The organism is Lacinutrix himadriensis, assembly GCF_001418105.1.
GTDB lineage: Bacteria > Bacteroidota > Bacteroidia > Flavobacteriales > Flavobacteriaceae > Oceanihabitans > Oceanihabitans himadriense.
In genome coordinates, this window is record NZ_LIQI01000006.1 from 333,256 (window position 1) to 351,089 (window position 17,834).

19 protein-coding genes and 1 tRNA gene are annotated in these 17,834 nt (G+C 32.1%); 11 read left to right on the plus strand and 9 right to left on the minus strand.

Annotated elements, in window-relative coordinates; all coding sequences use genetic code 11:
* Positions 1 to 109: 109 nt before the first annotated feature.
* Positions 110 to 784 carry an SOS response-associated peptidase family protein gene (locus AMD28_RS01985; RefSeq protein WP_055442481.1) on the minus strand — a complete coding sequence of 225 codons (675 nt, stop codon included), beginning with the start codon at positions 782 to 784 and terminating at the stop codon, positions 110 to 112.
* Between the two features lie 142 nt (positions 785 to 926).
* The gene (locus AMD28_RS01990; protein WP_055442482.1) at positions 927 to 1,376 is read right to left on the minus strand and encodes a ferritin-like domain-containing protein; all 450 of its coding nucleotides are present in this window, start codon (positions 1,374 to 1,376) and stop codon (positions 927 to 929) included.
* Between the two features lie 268 nt (positions 1,377 to 1,644).
* On the opposite strand from AMD28_RS01990, the gene AMD28_RS01995 reads away from it, so the two are divergent.
* Positions 1,645 to 2,682 carry a helix-turn-helix domain-containing protein gene (locus AMD28_RS01995; RefSeq protein ID WP_055442483.1) on the plus strand — a complete coding sequence of 346 codons (1,038 nt, stop codon included), beginning with the start codon at positions 1,645 to 1,647 and terminating at the stop codon, positions 2,680 to 2,682.
* Between the two features lie 9 nt (positions 2,683 to 2,691).
* On the opposite strand, the gene AMD28_RS02000 is transcribed toward AMD28_RS01995, so the two are convergent.
* From AMD28_RS02000 to AMD28_RS02020, 5 genes are all read right to left on the minus strand, one after another.
* A complete protein-coding gene (locus tag AMD28_RS02000) occupies positions 2,692 to 3,774 on the minus strand; it encodes a DUF748 domain-containing protein (protein WP_055442484.1) in 1,083 nt (360 codons plus the stop codon).
* Between the two features lie 21 nt (positions 3,775 to 3,795).
* Positions 3,796 to 5,340, minus strand: coding sequence for an AsmA family protein (locus tag AMD28_RS02005; protein ID WP_152975515.1), 1,545 nt, complete (start codon positions 5,338 to 5,340; stop codon positions 3,796 to 3,798).
* 151 nt (positions 5,341 to 5,491) lie between these two features.
* Positions 5,492 to 5,692, minus strand: a complete 201-nt coding sequence (locus tag AMD28_RS02010) for a DUF6327 family protein (RefSeq protein ID WP_055442486.1) — start codon at positions 5,690 to 5,692, stop codon at positions 5,492 to 5,494.
* Between the two features lie 5 nt (positions 5,693 to 5,697).
* Complete coding sequence (locus AMD28_RS02015) at positions 5,698 to 6,045, minus strand: hypothetical protein (protein ID WP_055442487.1); 348 nt, start codon at positions 6,043 to 6,045, stop codon at positions 5,698 to 5,700.
* 3 nt (positions 6,046 to 6,048) lie between these two features.
* Complete coding sequence (locus tag AMD28_RS02020; RefSeq protein ID WP_055442488.1) at positions 6,049 to 6,381, minus strand: YtxH domain-containing protein; 333 nt, start codon at positions 6,379 to 6,381, stop codon at positions 6,049 to 6,051.
* Positions 6,382 to 6,572: 191 nt separating this feature from the next.
* On the opposite strand from AMD28_RS02020, the gene AMD28_RS02025 reads away from it, so the two are divergent.
* On the plus strand, positions 6,573 to 7,937 hold the full coding sequence (locus AMD28_RS02025; RefSeq protein ID WP_055442489.1) for an NAD-dependent succinate-semialdehyde dehydrogenase: 1,365 nt from the start codon (positions 6,573 to 6,575) through the stop codon (positions 7,935 to 7,937).
* Between the two features lie 49 nt (positions 7,938 to 7,986).
* On the opposite strand, the gene AMD28_RS02030 is transcribed toward AMD28_RS02025, so the two are convergent.
* A tRNA-Pro gene (locus tag AMD28_RS02030) sits at positions 7,987 to 8,061 on the minus strand.
* A gap of 98 nt (positions 8,062 to 8,159) precedes the next feature.
* Here AMD28_RS02030 and AMD28_RS02035 point away from each other — a divergent pair.
* The 9 genes from AMD28_RS02035 (at position 8,160) to AMD28_RS02075 (ending at position 17,111) form a co-directional block, all read left to right on the plus strand.
* Positions 8,160 to 9,266 carry a PQQ-dependent sugar dehydrogenase gene (locus tag AMD28_RS02035; RefSeq protein ID WP_055442490.1) on the plus strand — a complete coding sequence of 369 codons (1,107 nt, stop codon included), beginning with the start codon at positions 8,160 to 8,162 and terminating at the stop codon, positions 9,264 to 9,266.
* Between the two features lie 36 nt (positions 9,267 to 9,302).
* Positions 9,303 to 9,911 carry a uridine kinase gene (gene udk / locus AMD28_RS02040; protein ID WP_055442491.1) on the plus strand — a complete coding sequence of 203 codons (609 nt, stop codon included), beginning with the start codon at positions 9,303 to 9,305 and terminating at the stop codon, positions 9,909 to 9,911.
* The gene (locus AMD28_RS02045; protein WP_055442492.1) at positions 9,911 to 10,213 is read left to right on the plus strand and encodes an FtsB family cell division protein; all 303 of its coding nucleotides are present in this window, start codon (positions 9,911 to 9,913) and stop codon (positions 10,211 to 10,213) included. Before udk ends, AMD28_RS02045 begins: the two co-directional genes overlap by 1 nt.
* Positions 10,206 to 11,564, plus strand: coding sequence for a methylmalonyl-CoA mutase subunit beta (locus AMD28_RS02050; protein WP_055442493.1), 1,359 nt, complete (start codon positions 10,206 to 10,208; stop codon positions 11,562 to 11,564). Before AMD28_RS02045 ends, AMD28_RS02050 begins: the two co-directional genes overlap by 8 nt.
* A 71-nt stretch (positions 11,565 to 11,635) precedes the next feature.
* Positions 11,636 to 12,337, plus strand: a complete 702-nt coding sequence (locus tag AMD28_RS02055; protein ID WP_055442494.1) for a hypothetical protein — start codon at positions 11,636 to 11,638, stop codon at positions 12,335 to 12,337.
* 6 nt (positions 12,338 to 12,343) lie between these two features.
* Complete coding sequence (locus tag AMD28_RS02060; RefSeq protein ID WP_055442495.1) at positions 12,344 to 12,976, plus strand: hypothetical protein; 633 nt, start codon at positions 12,344 to 12,346, stop codon at positions 12,974 to 12,976.
* Positions 12,973 to 15,117 (plus strand): methylmalonyl-CoA mutase, encoded by a 2,145-nt coding sequence (scpA, locus tag AMD28_RS02065; RefSeq protein ID WP_055442496.1) that lies wholly within the window; start codon positions 12,973 to 12,975, stop codon positions 15,115 to 15,117. Before AMD28_RS02060 ends, scpA begins: the two co-directional genes overlap by 4 nt.
* Positions 15,118 to 15,648: 531 nt before the next feature.
* The gene (locus AMD28_RS02070) at positions 15,649 to 16,251 is read left to right on the plus strand and encodes a hypothetical protein (protein ID WP_055442497.1); all 603 of its coding nucleotides are present in this window, start codon (positions 15,649 to 15,651) and stop codon (positions 16,249 to 16,251) included.
* 164 nt (positions 16,252 to 16,415) lie between these two features.
* On the plus strand, positions 16,416 to 17,111 hold the full coding sequence (locus AMD28_RS02075; protein WP_055442498.1) for a hypothetical protein: 696 nt from the start codon (positions 16,416 to 16,418) through the stop codon (positions 17,109 to 17,111).
* Between the two features lie 96 nt (positions 17,112 to 17,207).
* Here the strand turns inward: AMD28_RS02075 and AMD28_RS02080 are convergent.
* Positions 17,208 to 17,834, minus strand: a 627-nt coding sequence (locus AMD28_RS02080) for a transposase (RefSeq protein WP_152975517.1), incomplete at its 5' end; no start/stop codon positions are given.

Here is a 17,834-nt window from a genome sequence, read left to right on the forward strand (position 1 = left end):
GTAATACAATGTCTTTCATTGCATTATGTTAAAGATCATTCATTATTGGGAATTAGATTAACGGTATCCAATTTTAAATGAACTCTTTTCAAAATTATTTCTGTATTTCTTAAAATGGATTATTAGAAACTTCAGAAGGATCTAATGTTTTTTGATCTACAACTTCAGATTCAAACGTATACGTATCCAAATCCTTTACAAGACTTTTTAAATCGCAAAACGAATTATCTTCAGCCAACCAATAATCGAAATATTTTTTCTTAAGCACTAAAGGTTGTTTTATAGAAAAGCTTGGAATGGCATTACCTTTAGAATTCGTGTTTGTAGTTATAAGAACAGAACAGGTTTTAAAACCATCAGCCAATTCATTATATATTCCGGCCAAGCAAAAAGGCAGATTGTTTTTTCGAAAAACATGGAACGATTTAATTTTCCCATTACTAATGTATGTGGTATAAAATCCGGTAACAATAATCAAGCAACGTCTTTTATTTAAAGCTTCCGAAAGAAAGGGATCCTCTTCATTTATATTTTGAATATCTACATTTAAGGTATTGGATATATTTTGAAAAACCGACCAGTTTTCCTCAAAATCAGTAGGTAATAGTCCCCAAATAGAAAAATCAATAACCTTCGGTTTTTCCATGGTTATAATTGGTAAGGAAACCTCTTTAAAACCATTTAACACTTTTATAGGCCTGTATAATTTAGGATATGCAAATGGTGTATTAAGCTCCTGCTCAATTTGTTTTAAACTAGCTGTATTTCGTAATTTATAAAACATCTCTTTTATTTTCAATAAAGGAATAATGAAGCAAAGTTCTTGATCGCTTTGCTAAAAATTGGTGCTCTATTCCTTTTAACAACAACAAAAAAGGAAATACCGTATTAGCATTTCCTTTTTTAATGTATTGGTGAGGCTTATTTTATTTTAAATCTTCTAATCTCTTAATGGTATTAAGCTCTTGCTGAATGTGATTTTTCTGATTAAAAAGCATGTTTTTTGTATTTAACGGTAAACCTATTTCACCAAGAACCTCTTCATATTCTGCTATGGCCGCTTTTTCTCCTCTAATGGCTTCTTCTAACATGGATTCATCATTATCTGAAGATAAGGCAGCTTTGACATCCATCCATGCTCTGTGTGCTTTTCCGGTTAGACTACCATCTTTTTCTGCGGGTTGCCCAAAAGATTTAATTTCTGTTTTTAGTTCATATCCAAAATCATAACGCTCTTGTGCCTTTTTATTAAAAAAGTTTTTTAGTCCAATATGTTTCGCGTTTTCTGCGGCTTTTTTATACCCTTTTTCGGCATCGTAGTTTTTCTCTAATAAAGCATTTAATCTGTTTCCTACTTTGTCTGTGTAATTGCTCATTTCTAAATGTTTTTTTGATTAGCAACATTTTATTTTAAGATATATGTCACATACTATCTAAACGTATCTCCAGTATAAGACCGAGTTCGTTATAGTCCAAAATTAACACTAAAGCACAAGAGGTATTAACGCACATCCTATGGATTTTAGCTCATTTAATGATTTAAGAAATCATTAACAGAATCTAGCTATATCTATTTTCATTATTTTAATATATCTTTACTTTTATATTTAGAATAACGAAACGCTTTATATGCTACGTCATTAAATGAAAATTATCAAAATTAATGCTGAAAATACTGTGGACAGTATTAAGCAATTTAAAGAGCAAATTGGAGGAAAGATTACTCAGAAATGGGGAGAATACCGTTTGGATCTGGATAATGATTCTGCCAAAGGATATATTCGATTAATGACCTTTGATTGGGGCGTTAGTTTTATAGAGTATCATCTTATCTTTTTTGAGGAAATACAAGTAATAGTAGATCCTTCTAATTTTAATCCCATCCGTTTTACGTATTCTTTAAATGGTTCTTTTCAACATAAATTTAGTGACCAGAAAGAATATACTACTGTAGAGCAGTTTCACTCCTTTATTGGCACTTGTGACAGTGATGTATCGCATCATTTTTACTTTCCTAAAGGAATACATTTAGAACTGAATAACATTAAAATTGTACGCAAACAGTTTTTAAACAAAAGGATTAATATTGCGCACATGCTAAACAAAAAACTACATGCTATTTTTGTGGATAAAGAGCATGAAAAAAAGTTTGCTTACTACGGACCTATTAGTCTTAAAATGGCAGATCGCGTGAAAGCTTTACAAGATATTAAAACAAAAGGCATGATTCGATTACTAAAAGCAGAAGGTGAATTGTACCACCTTTTGTCTATGCACATTGAGTTTTATAACAAATACGACAATGCGAATGTTCTTGAAATTGATCTCCAAAAAGCAGAATTAAAAATAATAAAGAAACTTGGTAAAAAGATAGTTAAAACTCCTTCTGACAATTATTCTTTAGACGAATTATCTAAAAAAACAGGCTTGTCGCAAGCGAAGTTACAAGAAGGTTTTAAATTTTTATTTGCAAGAACCGTAACCGAATATATTAGACACGTTAGACTAGAAAAAGCTAGAGATTTAATGAATAACACGAACTTAAATATTTCGCAAATAGTATATTCTATTGGTTTTACTAGCAGAAGTTATTTTTCTAAAATTTTTAAAAATAAATATAATATTACACCTAATGAATATAAGAAACAGCTTGTAGTTCTTATAGAAGAAGACGAATCTTAAAACAACACCTTATTCTTTTACGGCTTCTTTTTCAGCATCTTTAAAATCGATATCATTATCAATGACATTTTTAAATGCTTCTACCCATGCATTTTTAAAAATATTGGTAATGGTTGGCCAAACTTTAGAATCTACTGTATTCAAATCTCCAGCAATAGGGACTTTAGTCGCCAACGTATTTTCTTTTTGATTTTTTAAAACAAACTTAAAAAAGCCTACAAATCCTTCCCAAAGGGTTTCTAAAAAACCATCTTCTTTTCCTATTAATACAGCATCTTTTAAAATGGGTTTCACATAGCCTTTTAGATAGCCGTCTGCAATAGCAATCTCACTAAAAACATTAAAATCTCCTTTTGTAAAATCAATTCCAGCGTAGTGATTTGTAAAATCGTTTAGAGCAGAAACGTTTGCATTTTCTAAGGAAAAAGAAATATCCATATCTGGGATTTTCTTAATAATATTCATTTTTCCATCTAACTTAAAGTTTCCTTCTCCAACAGAAATAGCAGTTGCATGAATGGTAGAAGGTAATTTTACCGATTTTTCAACTACATTTCTTAAGTTAGACATAGACAATTGTACTTTATCTAAATGCAGGTCTATGGTTGGGTCTGCAGTAACCTCCACAAACGCAAACTTACCGTCACGAATATCGAGGTTATTAATATCTATAGGAACTAAATCTGTTAATGCTTTAGACCAATCGTCGATATCAGAAGTATTTTCTTTTTCCGATTGATCTTCAAACACATAAATAACTTCTGGGCTAGTCATTACTATTTCACTTACAATTTCACCTTTAAATAAGGATTTCCATTCTATAGAAATATCGGTTTTTGGGAAGTTTAAAAAAGGTACTTGAGAAGATGCATTCACTTTATTCAAGTACAAATTATCAATTACATAAGCACCGCGTATTAAAGAAATATCAATATCTTCTACTTGTCCGTAATAGCCAGGAATATCTGCAAGCACCTTGTTTACGTGGTTTTTCACAATAAATGGCAACATTAATCTAAGAATTAATACGGTTACCATAAGTAAAAAAGGAATTAGATATCTTTTCTTTTTATATATTTTACGTTTGTTCATCTGAGACTTTAAAATTTAGTTTTATTTACTTCCTTTTCCTGTTAATGTGCTTATTAAACCACTCTGTACATTAATCCACAAATAATTAAAAAAGGATTTTTTTGTATTACGATTCACCCCTATTTCGCCATGACGGTATCCATCTTTACCTGTTTTAGAACCATCATTTATAAACACATTACCAATAGCGGTTAAAAAGGTATTGACCTTGTTTTTATCATTTAGTATTTCAAATTTAAACGCTTCGTATTTCATTTTCAAATCTCCTTTTGCGCTGGCATTATTCCCACTAAAAGTAAAGTAAATTTGCTCTATTTCTCCTTCTGCTTTTGCATTTAAATTCGTCTCAAAAAAAGTATTTGCTATTTCTGCATCGAAATTCTCAAATGCTCCAGAGGCTAAAAAAGCATCCTGTTTATTAGTAACATCAAAATGAATATCTAAGTGCATTGGTGCTTTATCCATAAAATTAGAACGAATAGCTATTTTGGTTTTCTCTCCTTTTTTATAGGTATTTCCTAGATTAGTTAACTTAGCATTTACGGCTTTAAAAAAGATTGCTCCAGCTCGCGTAGTAGCATCTAATCTTTCGGCATAAGCGACATTACCATTATTAACGTCTAAGTTATGTATGGATAAATCTATTGGTAAATCGCGTAACATTTTGCTATACATACTTTTGATTCGCATATCATCTGCAACTCTTTTATCTCTATAAATACTTAAATTGGGTTGTTCTATTTCTCCAGAATCCGCGGTTACAAAAAAAACGTCTTTATGAAATCCGAAGTCTAATTTATGAAGTACTACTTCTGGAATATGAAGATTTACATGGTCGCGTTCTACCGTAATCTTGGTAGATAATACTTCTTTTGAAAACTTGGTTTCTAAGAAAATGTTTTTCAGATGAAGCCCTTTATTATCTAAGCTGAAATCGTCTATCTTTAAGACTTCATAAGTACTTAAATTCATAAAAAACTGTTTCGTAGTAAGCTGATAATCTTGATAATTAAACGGTATTTTTTGCTGTATTGTTTCCGCATTGAAATGAAGATTACTTACATTAAAATCGATTCTATCTACATTGGCTACACGTGTATCAGATTTAGCATCTTTCACTTGTATAGCGCCATTTACAACGGAGAAATTATGTATGGTAATTATTTTATTAAATGAAGACTTTTCAGTAGTATCTTTTTGTTCCCTTTGTTTTTCCGAATAGCTATGGTATTCCAATTTGGGTTGCGTGAAAACAATATTATCTACTGCAATGGTATTATTAAAAATAAACTGCCATAAACTAAATCCATCAACCTTAAGAGTATTCGCATTCAATGTTGCCATAAGGTTTTTATCTGCATGTAGTACTTTTGCAGATAGACTTTCCAATTTCACTGTACCATTAAATACATTAGCATGTATTGTAGCATATTCTAGTGTTATGTTTTCTGGCAATTTAGTATCCAATACATGAATTACTTCTGTTTTGAATTTATTTTGAAGAAAGAATAAGCTCCCAATACCAACGATTAAGAATATACTTATTATTATTTTGGACCTATGCATACATTAGATTTAAGAATAAGAAAGTGTGAAATTATATGTCTAAGGAACACCCAAAACAATGGAGTATATACTTAAACAATATAGGGAATAACTTAAAAAGCCATCTAAATTCCATAGATCTTTAAACAGCTTACTATCCAAATGCTGCTTATCACTTAATGATTTTTTTCAATAACATATACCCACCCATTTTTCCCGCAATTTTTAATGCAGTATTCACCCAATTTAAAGGCTGAAGATCTTCTTTAAATTCTTCTTTAACTAGTTTCAATTCTTCCCAAGCTATTTGTCGCTCTAGGTCTAACTTTTTCAAGTCATTATCAATATCTTTAAAGGAATTATAGGTTTTCATAGGTCTTAATTAAAAAATTTAATGGAAATTTTCTGGATTATTTTTCGATCGATATGCTTTCTTAAAACATAAACTAATATGGCTAGCATCAAAAAAATGACAGCAACAATTAGGCAACCCAATGTGATGCTATCTAGCGCATTACCAATTGCAATAGCTCCAGAAATGGCTAAAAAAATGAGCCCTAAAAACACTAAAGCGCCAACTGCAAAAAGCTTCACAATTAAACTAAATGAAAACGTTAATTGCTGAAATGCCTTAAGCGTGATATACTCTTGTGATGTTTTTAAATACTTTTCACCAAGATCTGTTGCCTTATCGGACGTGTTATTTAAAGATTCAAAGACGCTCATCTATTATGACGTTTTTTGTAATTTCTTGTTTTTCGCTTTTAAATCCTTCAGTTTTTCTTCTAAAGTAGCGATTACATCTTCGGCTTTATAGCTTGCGCTAGAGACTATAGATTCTACTTGTTCATCTAAAGTTTCCTTTTTTAAAGTTGCAGTTGTTACTGCCTTTTCTTTTAGTTCCATTGCTGTTTCTGCTAATTTATCCTTAGCAGCTTGTGCTTCGTCAGAAATACGTTGTCTCGTTTTAGAACCTTTATCTGGTGCAAATAAAATCCCTAAGGTGGCTCCAATTGCGGTTCCTGCTAATATTCCTAATAATGTACTATTTGAATTACTCATAATTTTTATTTTTATTAATTAAACATTTATTTACGGTAAAGATACTACCGAAATAAAAGACCCATTGACGCAATAGAATCAAGTTTTGCCTCAAAAAGAATTAGGATAACGTTAAGACTTTTCGCAAATAAGTTAATACTATACTTATCTTAACTGTAATTTTGTAATACGTTTAATTAAAACCGAATAATATGTCAGACATCATAAAATCCGTGAACCCTTACAACCAAGAAACGATAAAAAGCTATCCTTTAAATAGTACAGAGGAAGTGTTTTCGAAATTAAAAATAGCGAAAAACACGTTTAATGATTGGCGTACAAAAGATGTTAGTAAAAGAGCGCTCCTATTATTTGAAGTAGGTAATATTTTAGAAGAACGTCTTGAAGAATTAAGTCAGCTGATTACCCTAGAAATGGGAAAACCGATTAAAGAAAGCAGGGCCGAAATTAACAAATGTGTTTTTCTATGTGATTTTTATGCCACTAATGCCGATGCTTTTTTAGCAGATCAAATAATTGAAACCGATGCACAGGAAAGTTTTATAAGTTATGATCCTTTAGGTGTGATACTAGCGGTAATGCCATGGAATTATCCTTTTTGGCAAGTCTTTCGTTTTGCGGTACCTACATTAACTGCAGGAAACACGGCACTTTTAAAACACGCTTCTAACGTTAGTGGTTGTGCTTTGGCTATTCAAGAGATATTTGAGGAAGCTGGATATCCAAAAGGCTGTTTTCAAACCTTAATTACCGATCATAAAAATATAGAAGCCATTTTAAAAGAGGATAGTATTCAAGCGGTTTCCTTAACAGGAAGTGAAAAAGCGGGAAGAACTATTGCAAAAATTGCTGGTGAAAATTTAAAGAAAGCAGTATTAGAATTAGGCGGAAACAATGCTTGTATTGTATTAGATGATGCCAATTTGGATAAGTATATGGATACCATGGTAAAAGCTAGAATGCAGAATGCCGGACAAAGTTGTATTGCTGCCAAACGATTTATAGTTACTGAAAATATTTACGATGCCTTTTTAGAACAATTTACAGCCAAAGTAAAAGCCATTAAATATGGAGATCCATTAAATGAAGAAACAGAAATTGCAACCCTTGCCAGAGAAGACCTTGCCGAAGATTTACAAAAACAAGTAGCAGACGCTATTAGTAAAGGAGCCAAAGTGATTACCGGAAACAAAAGAGACAAAGCTTATTTTGCCCCAACCATACTAACTAACGTTTCTAAAAACATGGATGTCTTTAAAGAGGAAACTTTTGGTCCCGTAGCACCAATATTTAAAGTAAAAGATTTGGAAGAAGCTATAGCATTAGCAACAGATTCTAGATTTGGATTGGGTACTATGTTATTTACCGAAGACACAGAAACAGCAACCAAAGCTATTTCTAAAATACCTGATGGTGCTTTCTTTATTAATGAAATGGTAAAATCGGATCCAAGATTACCTTTTGGAGGAACAAAAGCTTCCGGTTATGGTAGAGAGTTATCTAAAGAAGGTATTCACGAATTTGTAAATATTAAAACCGTTTATATCCAGAAATAAGAAAAGTATATGCATAAAAAAAGCCCAACAAGAAGTTGAGCTTTAGTAGTCGGGGTGGCAGGATTCGAACCTGCGGCCTCCACGTCCCAAACGTGGCGCGATAACCGGGCTACGCTACACCCCGAAAATGTGTTACCATTTAAGGTTTGCAAATATATACCTTTTCTTTAAAAACAAACAATAAAAAGAAGTAAATTGTGAATACTTTTTATTTTGTTAATTATGAAGCATTCTTTATTCCTTTTATTGGCCTTAATTTCACTTAGTTATAATTCTTGTGCTCAAGATAAAAATACTGTAAATACAGCGCATAGCTACGAAATAATTGTTCCAGAATTACAAAATCCGTGGGGATTTGCATTTTTACCGGATGGTTCTATTCTAATAAATGAAAAATCTGGGAAGATGATTCTTTTTAAAAACAACCAGAAAATTGAAATTTCAGACCTCCCAAAAATAGAACATCTTGGTCAAGGTGGTTTAATGGATGTAGCATTACATCCTAATTACAAAGAAAATGGATGGCTCTATATTTCTTATGCTTCGTCTAATGATGAAAATGATGGCGCACATACTTCCATCATGCGCGCAAAATTAAATGGAAACAAACTTGTAGACCAAGAAGTGCTTTATAAGGCTTTACCAAACACCACTGCAGGGCAACATTTTGGTTCTAGAATAGCATTTGATAATCAGAACTACCTATACTTCTCTATTGGAGAACGTGGCAAACGGGATATCAATCCGCAAGACATTACTCGTGATGGTGGAAAAATATATCGTTTGTATGATGATGGATCTATTCCAGAAGACAATCCATTTCTAACTATTCCAAATGCTAAAAAGGCGATTTACTCCTACGGACATAGAAATCCGCAAGGCATGGCAAAGCATCCGGTTACTGGGAAAATTTGGACACATGAGCACGGACCACGTGGTGGCGATGAGATAAATATTATTAAAGCTGGCAAAAATTATGGCTGGCCAGAAATAACCTATGGTATTAATTATCATGGCACTAAAATCACCGACAAAACCAGCTTACCAGGAATGGAACAACCACTTCACTATTGGGATCCTTCCATAGCACCAAGTGGCATGGCATTTATTACAAGTGATATCTACCCAAAATGGAAGGGGAATCTATTGGTTGGCTCGTTAAAGTTTCAGTATTTAGACCGATGTGTACTTAAAAATAACAAGGTGGTTTTTCAAGAAAGATTACTCGATGGAATTGGTAGAGTACGCAGTGTTCGTCAGGGTCCAGATGGATATATTTATGTTGGTGTAGAAAATGTTGGGATAGTTAAAATAATTCCGAAGAAATAATCTTAAATTTGTGAATCTAAATCAAAACAAACATTCATGCTTATTATAGGAATTGCTGGTGGAACCGGTTGTGGAAAAACAACGGTTGTAGACCAAATACTTAACGAATTACCAGAAGGAGAAGTTGGGGTAATCTCACAAGATCATTATTATAAAGATACCTCTCACCTTTCGTTAAACGAAAGAACAAAAATTAATTTCGATCATCCTAGAAGCATCGATTTCGATTTAATAGCCGAACATTTAAAAGAATTAAAAAACGGAAACCCAATAGATCAACCGGTTTATTCTTTTGTAAAGCACAACAGAACGGGAGATACCATTCGTACCATGCCAAGAAAAGTAATGATTGTAGAAGGTATTTTAATCCTTACCAATCGTGAATTACGAGACATGTTTGATATTAAAATATTTGTGCATGCAGATAGTGATGAACGTTTAATAAGACGTTTAAAACGAGATATTGCAGAACGTGGTAGAGATTTAGACGAAGTATTATCGCGTTATCAAAATACATTAAAACCAATGCATCAACAATTTATTGAACCAATGAAAGAGTATGCAGATATTATTATACCTAACAATAAGTACAATACCGTTGCTGTAGATATAGTTAGAACTATTATAAATGAAAGAATAAGCTAATGCTGAAGTATTTTAAAAACATATTCCTTATTATATTTGCAATATTCGCTGTTTGGATGCTGTTTTTTGATGCGAACTCGTTACTCATACATAACGAACTAAATAACGACATTAACGATCTTGAAGATGAAAAAAAATTCTATCTTAAAGAAATTGAAAAAGACAATAAAGAACTAAATAAACTAAGTACAGAGGAAGGATTAGAAAAATTTGCTCGCGAAGCATATTACATGAAACGCGATAACGAAGAGATTTATATTATAGAATACGAAGACAGTTTAAAAAACAAGAAGGATGACTAAAAAATTATTTACTGATTTTGATAAAGTTTCCTCAAAACAATGGAAACAAAAAATACAAGCAGACTTAAAAGGTGCCGATTATAATGACACTTTAATCTGGAAAACCAACGAAGGCATCGATGTAAAACCATTTTATCATGCAGATGAATTCCAGGAACCTTTTAATAGTATTGCAAGTCCAGAAGGTTGGTCTATTTGCCAATCTATATTTGTGCATGATGTCGCTTTAAGTAACAAAAAAGCGATAGATGTTTTAGAACGAGGAGCAGAAAGCATTCAGTTTATTATTCCTAATAAAGACGTTTCTATTACCAGTTTACTCCAAAATATAGATATAGAAACTACTACCCTATATTTTGAATTACAGTTTTTAGATTCCGAATTTGTAAAACAACTTTCAAACATTGCTGCAAAGTCAAAAATTCAAATTCATACCGACATTATAGGTAATCTTGCCAAAACAGGAAATTGGTTTACAAACCTAAAAGAAGACCATCAACATTTTGATGCTATTGTTACAACAACCAAATCTTTTAGTGTAGATGTTGCTTTATACCAAAATGCTGGAGCAACTATGGTACAGCAATTGGGTTATGCTATGGCACAAACCAATGAATATTTAAATCATTTAGAAAGTACCAAAAAACAATCGCTTCAAATTATTTACAACGTTGCTGTTGGTACCAATTACTTTTTCGAAATTGCCAAACTACGTGCTTTGCGTGTATTATGTAGCACTTTAGTTCAAGAATACAACATAGACGCCACTTGCCATCTTTTTGTTACACCTACAAAACGTAACAAAACGATTTATGATTATAACACAAACATGCTGCGAACTACAACAGAATGTATGAGTGCTATTCTTGGTGAAGCAGATACCGTTTGTAATTTAGCCTATGATGCTATTTACCATAAAGACAATGAGTTTGGTGAGCGTATTGCACGAAATCAATTATTAGTTTTAAAGAGTGAAAGCTATTTTGATGTAGTAGAAAATGCTTCCGAAGGCTCTTATTATATGGAAAGTTTAACCAATCAGTTAGCTGAAAAAGCTTTAGAATTGTTTAAAGATATAGAAGCCAAAGGTGGTTTTTTAAATCAGCTAAAGGAAGGCACAATTCAAAGAAAAATAAAAGAAAGTGCAGCCAAAGAGCAAGCACAGTTTGATAGTGGCGAAATCGTACTATTAGGAACCAATAAACACCCGAATAAAAACGATACAATGAAAGACGAATTAGAACTCTTTCCTTTTGTAAAAACAAATATTAGAAAAACCTTAATAGCGCCAATTATTGAAAAACGCTTGGCTGAAAAATTAGAACAAGAAAGATTAAAAACCGAAAATTAAACCTAATTAAATTATGAAACATCCTTAATTACTACTTAATTATCAAGTGAAAGGATTAAAAAGGATGTCGCATGAAAACCATTAAAAACAATAAATATAAACGCATGAAAACCATTAGTATTAAACTTTTATTAGTAATCTTAATGTTTAACCTATCTAGCTGTAAAAAGGAAAGTCCTACTTTTTCTGATTATCAATTTGCAGAAGAAGAACAGGTTATTAGTTGTACAGAAGTAAACAATAAATTGTTAAATGAAGCTATATATTCTTTTGAAAAAGATATTACGCCTTATTTTGATAAACAGTTACAAAACACAAATCGTGCATATAATACGTTTATAAAACAAGCGACCAACAAAAGAGTAGATTTTGCCAAGTTTACCTCTAAACACTCTGTGGAAATTGCAAAGGCATTAAAAGAAGCTGGTTTTATTAGAGCAAATGGTGTAAATTACAAAAACCCACTTATACATTGTATTGGTGAAAACATGAAAAAAGACGATTTAAAAACAACGTTTAATGCTTTAATTTCTACAAATAGCATGAATAGAGCGCTTTTTACTCCTGCATTACAAACAAAATCACATGTGGTTTATGGAGACAAGTATCTATCTCTATATGTAATTTTAGAATATTATTATGCAGATGTATTAAAAATAGATTTTACTAATGTGAATTTTGACAGAGCGAAAGAAACCGAACCTGCTAATCCTATAAAAGCAACATCACCTAACGCGAAAGTAGATTTTAATAAGCGTCCAGCAAAGCAGTAAAATGTAATGATTAAAACGGCACACATAAAAGCAATACAAGTAATTACTATAATTAGTATTATTTTTATGTTTTCTTGTGACCAGAAATCGGAAGCGCAAATAAAAAGAGACCAATTACCAGGAACCTATTTTGATCTGGAGAAAGATAATATCCAAATTTTCCTTCCGGTTTATTTTGATGCCTTTTCCGAAGATGCATACGAAGCATTAATTGATGCTCAAGAAGAATCCTATGAAAAAGAACTCGAAAAGAAGCGGTTCCATTTTTTAAAATTTTCAAAAGGAAACAATTATTTTTTCAAAGATATTGCCTCATCTACACTTATTAATGTAAAAATGATGCAGTATATACCATTTACTAAAAAAGAATCCTCTCAATTATTAGGCATACTTTCTAATTCTTGTAATGATTACGCAGAACTTTTTGAAACTAATTGCAAAAAAATAACCGCTGGATATTCTGAAAATTATGTAACCAAGGTATTTAAAGCGGTATATGAAATATCCAATGATATCGATTATTTAATTTATAATAACATATATTTAATCAGTTCAAAACACAAAACATTTTCCATTAATATTTACTCAAAAACGGATCAAAATTTCAATCCGTTTATTGAAAAAATCAAAGTAGAATAATGCGCAAAGACATCCAACATATTACGCTTAAAAAGCAAGATTCTAAAGCAAGCAATACAGACACAAAAACAGTGTTGACAGCAGAAGACATTCCTGTAAAAACAAATTACAGCAAAAAAGACTTACAAGATGTAGAACATATAGGTTTTGTTGCTGGACTTGCACCCAATCTTCGTGGACCTTACTCTACCATGTATGTTAGAAGACCTTGGACTATTAGGCAGTATGCAGGATTTAGTACCGCAGAAGAAAGTAATGCCTTTTACAGACGTAATTTAGAAGCAGGACAAAAAGGGCTTTCTGTTGCTTTCGATTTAGCAACACATAGAGGATATGATAGTGATCACGAACGTGTTGTTGGAGATGTTGGTAAAGCTGGAGTTGCTATAGACTCTGTAGAAGATATGAAAGTACTCTTTGACCAGATTCCATTAGATAAAATGTCGGTTTCTATGACTATGAATGGTGCTGTTTTACCCATCATGGCTTTTTATATTGTTGCTGCAGAAGAACAAGGTGTTGCGTTAGAATCCTTAGCAGGAACGATTCAAAATGATATTTTAAAGGAGTTTATGGTGCGTAATACGTACATCTATCCTCCTACACCATCTATGAAAATTATTTCAGATATTTTTCAATATACCAGTAAGAACATGCCAAAGTTTAATAGCATTAGTATTTCTGGTTACCACATGCAAGAAGCTGGAGCGACTTGCGATATCGAATTAGCATATACCCTTGCAGATGGATTAGAGTATATTAGAAAAGGATTAGACGCAGGTATGGACATTGATACTTTTGCGCCTAGGCTTTCCTTTTTCTGGGCAATTGGAATGAACCATTTTATGGAAATTGCTAAAATGCGAGCAGCAAGAATGCTTTGGGCTAAATTGGTAAAACAATTTAATCCGAAGAACACAAAATCCCTTGCCTTACGTACGCATTGTCAAACTTCTGGGTGGAGTTTAACAGAGCAAGATCCTTTTAATAATGTAGCAAGAACAACTATTGAAGCTGCTGCTGCTGCATTTGGTGGCACGCAAAGTTTACATACCAATGCCTTAGATGAAGCCATTGCATTACCAACAGATTTTTCTGCACGTATTGCAAGAAACACACAAATATTTTTACAGGAAGAAACCAATATCACAAAAACGGTAGATCCTTGGGCAGGAAGTTATTATGTAGAAAAACTAACCCATGATATTGCACAAAAAGCTTGGACTTTAATTGAAGAAGTGGAAGAACTTGGCGGTATGACAAAAGCCATTGAAGCTGGAATACCAAAAATTAGAATTGAAGAAGCTGCTGCACGTAAACAAGCACGAATAGATTCTAGTCAAGATATAATAGTTGGTGTAAACAAATATGTTTTAGACGAAGAAGATGCGATTGCCACTTTAGAAGTAGATAATCAAACGGTACGTTTACAACAAATTGAAGGTTTAAATAAAATTAAAGCCGAAAGAAATACAGCAAAAGTAAACCAAGCTTTAGCAGATTTAACGGAAGCAGCTAAAGATTCTAAGAATTCCTCTTTGCATGCGGACAAGAATTTATTAGCTTTAGCCGTAATAGCTGCTCGCGAAAGAGCAACCTTAGGCGAAATAAGTGATGCTTTAGAAGCTGTCTTTGGCCGTTATAAAGCACAAATTAAATCCTTTTCTGGCGTGTATAGTAAAGAAATAAAAGACGATAAATCTTTTGCAAAGGCAAAAGAACTAGCAGATAAATTTGCAGAACAAGATGGTAGACGTCCGCGAATTATGATTGCAAAAATGGGACAAGATGGTCATGACCGTGGTGCAAAAGTAGTTGCAACAGGTTATGCAGATGTTGGTTTTGATGTAGATATTGGTCCGCTTTTTCAAACCCCACACGAAGCTGCTAAGCAAGCGGTAGAAAATGATGTACACATTCTTGGTGTTTCGTCTTTAGCTGCAGGACACAAAACACTAGTCCCTCAAGTAATTGAAGAACTTAAAAAATATGGCCGTGAAGATATTATGGTTATTGTTGGTGGTGTAATACCTAAACAAGATTACCAATATTTATTTGATGCTGGAGCTGTTGCCGTTTTTGGACCTGGAACAAAAATTAGCGAAGCTGCAATTAAGATATTAGAGATCTTAATTGATTAGCAAGAACTTGGCTTTCCATATTCCCCGTTTAGATAATGCAATTAAACAATTACCTTTACGGGATAACATCAACACAAAACTAACAATATCCTGACCTATTTACGGGATATAATCAATAAAAGTGATGATATAACACGTTGCTAACTATAACTCGGAAAAAAAACCGAACGGAATTCTGCCAAGCTTTACGCTGAATAAATCACTCAAAATCGGAATTAAATATTGCGGAATTATTTACTCAGCTGCTGAATTTACTCTTGCGGAATTTAGCCTGATTCGGAAAAGCCACTCAAACGGAATTAAAAAAACAAAATCAATTTGCTGACTTCACTCGGAATTGATCTATTAAGCGGAATTAAAAAACGTGATTACTCAAATGTCTCGCAACAGTTAGCAACAACGCATAAAAAAAATTGCTATATTTAGAACTAATTTTAAAAGTCGTTGCACTTTTGCTACATCTGATTTTCCTACGGAAAATCCTCGCACGCAAAAACGCAACTCTTTTTATACAAGACCGTTACCACACATTTGAGAAAAACTAAAGACATATTAATATTTATTTTTGCATTACTCATAATTTCTGCAATTGGATATGGAATATTTTTATACTTCTATGTTCAAAAAAAGTATGCAGAAGTTCCTGAAAATAAAACCGAATTAGTTTCGGAATCAGTATCGGATTTTAATGAAGATGATTGTGTTTTTGACTTAAATACTCAAACGGATGATTTTCTTAAGGAAATTCCTGAATTTTCAAATTACGTTTGGGATAACGAGCAAAAAAAGGCGATAATAAAACTTGAAAACGGAAATACATTAATCGTAACTCGTGGAGGTTGTGCTCATTTTTCATTTTACGGAAATTTATTTCTAAACAAATCGGAACTGAATTTGAATGACGAAAATGGAATATTTAAAAAAGCATTGCAGATAGCGGAAAAATTATTTCATAAATCGGACTATGAATTAATAAAAGAATTATTAAAAAATAAAGATTATGAAATTGAGAAATCTGAAAATCAATATTATTTAGATTTCAAAAACGACCGTTATTGTGATATGACTTTGGTTGTTGAAAATCTGACTGACCAAAATCTAATATCAATTGAAATCGGATTTTATCAATGTTAAAAAAACGTGTGGTAACATCGCATAAAAATAATGCGTAGATTAGTGCTTAAACAAGAGTTAGTGCATTTTTGTTACATCTGATTTTCCTGCGGAAAATCCTCGCACACAAAAACGCACAATTCTTATACGTAACCGTTAGCAGCAATATAAAAATCGTACTTGCATTGAACATTCAGAAAACCATACTTATTGTCTTTTTTACATTTTTCATATATAGCTGTAAAGAAAAAACTGAATACTTAAACGAAAGCGATACTTGTGAATTGAATTTATACGATGATTTAACTTATAAATTTAAATACCCAACATTTTTTGGAACTGAAATGGAAAAGGGTAATTATGAAATCAGAAATAACAAAATAACTCTTTCTCGAAAATCTTATAAGAAAATTGACAGCGTTGACATTGGATATTCTTACTCTTGGGATGGAACTGACAAACCAGACTCTTTATACTTGAACTTTAAAAACTTGAATAAAGAGGTAATAAAAGCCGAAATTACATTTAATAATTCTCTTAAAAAATTCGAATCTAACAATCCCGGAGAAATTATTCTTTCATATAACGAATTGGAAAATTTAGGAATTATAAGTTCTAACGAAGTTATTAATGATTATACTATCTATTTCAACAACAATATTTATTCGCCAGATATGAGCTCTTATTTGGACTCAAGAAGACCTAAAAGAATAGACTTCAAACTAAATCAATTCGTTGATAAAGATTATGCTATACTAAAAAGAGTTTATCAACTTGAGAATGACACAATATTTATAAATGACATTTCAAGAAAATCAATCGGAAAACAAAATAAACTAGTAAAAAAAATAAATACAGCTGCTAACAAAGAACTGAGGTAAAAAACAACTCTTTTCTTCGTTAATTTTAGACATTATTAGTTTTGGCTCAAAATAATTTTATTGTTTTGCGCCTTTTATATTTTATGTAATTCTTTACTATTTAGGCAATACTGAAACGTGATTTTCACAATATGGCAATCCTGATTTAGCAATAGCAAATGCTTGCTTTAATAACTTATTTGCAACTGCTATTAACGCAAGTTTTTTACTCTTTCCTTTGGCCACCAATCGTTCATAAATCTCTCTACAAGCCTTATTGTACTTACATGCCGAAAATGCACATAAAAATAGCAGATTTCTTAGTTTCTTATTCCCTACTTTACTTATTCTACTTCGTCCGCGAACACTGCTTCCTGATTTTCGTATAGTTGGTGTAATACCGACATAACTACACAGTTGTGATGCCGTTTCAAATTTTTTAAATCCATCAGTTACTACTATTAAAAACAAAGCTGTTTTCACACCCATTCCTGGGATGCTTTTTAATAATGTCAGTTGATGTTGCTGCTCTTGTTTAACTAAATCTAATAGACGCTCTTCTATCGCGGTAATCTCCGTTTGCAAATGCTTAACGTTTCGCTTTAAAGAACGATACACAAACTTGGAAGGTATTCCTAAGGTTTCTTCACCATGAAGTTTATTCTTCGATGCCGTTCGGTATTTTATGTAACTATCCAGCAATCTAAAGAGTTGCAAGCACTCACTCTGAACTTCATTTAAAGC